Source organism: Amycolatopsis rhizosphaerae (assembly GCF_007713715.1).
GTDB lineage: Bacteria > Actinomycetota > Actinomycetes > Mycobacteriales > Pseudonocardiaceae > Amycolatopsis_E > Amycolatopsis_E rhizosphaerae.
The window spans coordinates 1-1,110 of sequence record NZ_VJWX01000881.1 but is presented as its reverse complement, the minus strand read 5'-3'; the positions used below and the strand labels follow the sequence as shown (position 1 = coordinate 1,110).

1 protein-coding gene is annotated in these 1,110 nt (G+C 73.5%); it reads left to right on the top strand.

What is annotated here, in order from left to right; translation table 11 throughout:
• Window positions 1–271 precede the first annotated feature (271 nt).
• Window positions 272–1,063 carry a putative protein N(5)-glutamine methyltransferase gene (locus FNH05_RS37610; RefSeq protein WP_144593573.1) on the top strand — a complete coding sequence of 264 codons (792 nt, stop codon included), beginning with the start codon at window positions 272–274 and terminating at the stop codon, window positions 1,061–1,063.
• Window positions 1,064–1,110 lie beyond the last annotated feature (47 nt).

Sequence of the window (1,110 nt, the reverse complement as noted above, 5' to 3'; positions counted from 1 at the left end):
GGGCAGGCCCCATCCCGCGCCGCGGCCGCACGGGGGCAACCCCCGCACCGGGACAGGTGTTTCATCCCACAGCCCGGCCACCACCGCCTCGTACAGCCGCACCCCGGTCACTCAGCGCGACAGCGCATGGGGTAGAGTTCCTCCGTCCTGAACGCACCGACCTGGGAGGTGAGCCCCATTACCGCAAGTGCGAACCGGGCGCTCTCACCTCGTCGCGGAACGGCGTAGGTTTTTCGAGCGGAGCGCCCGTCGGATCGACGAAAGGCGCTCGATGTCAGCTTCCGTTTCCCCCGAGACCGAATCCGCCGTGGTGCGCAGGCTCCGCGCCGCGGGCTGTGTCTTCGCCGAAGACGAGGCCAGGCTGTTGCTGTCCGAGGCTCGCGATGCCGTCGAGCTCACCACGATGGTGGCGCGCCGGGTGGCGGGCGACCCCCTCGAACACGTGCTGGGCTGGACTGGTTTCTGCGGTCTGCGCATCGCGGTGGACCCCGGCGTGTTCGTGCCGCGGCAGCGCAGCGAACTCCTCGTCCGCGAGGCGGCGGCCCTCGCCGCTCCCGGGGCCGTCGTGGTCGACCTGTGCTGCGGCTCGGGAGCCCTCGGCGTGGCCGTCGCCTCCCTGCTGGGCGAGGCCGAACTGCACGCCGCGGACCTCGAACCCGCCGCCGTGCGGTGCGCGAGCCGCAACGTCGCCCCCTTCGGCGGGCACGCCCATCAGGGCGACCTGTTCGACGCACTGCCGCCCCGGCTCCGGGGGCGGATCGGCATCCTGCTGTCGAACGTGCCGTATGTGCCCACCGAGGAAATCGCACTCATGCCCCCGGAAGCGCGCGACCACGAACCCCGGCTCGCGCTCGACGGCGGTACCGACGGCCTGGCCGTACTGCGCCGGGTCGCCGCCGCGGCACCGGGCTGGCTCGCGCCGGGCGGCCACCTGCTGGTGGAAACGAGCCGCCGCCAGGCTCCGGGGGCCGTCGAGACCCTCGCCGGGGCCGGGCTCCTCGCCCGTGTGGTCACCTCCGCCGAACTCGACGCCACCGCCGTCGTCGGCACCCGGCAAGCCTGAGGGAAGGCGCGTAACGGTCCTCCTCACCCCCCGGGTCGCGTAGGGCG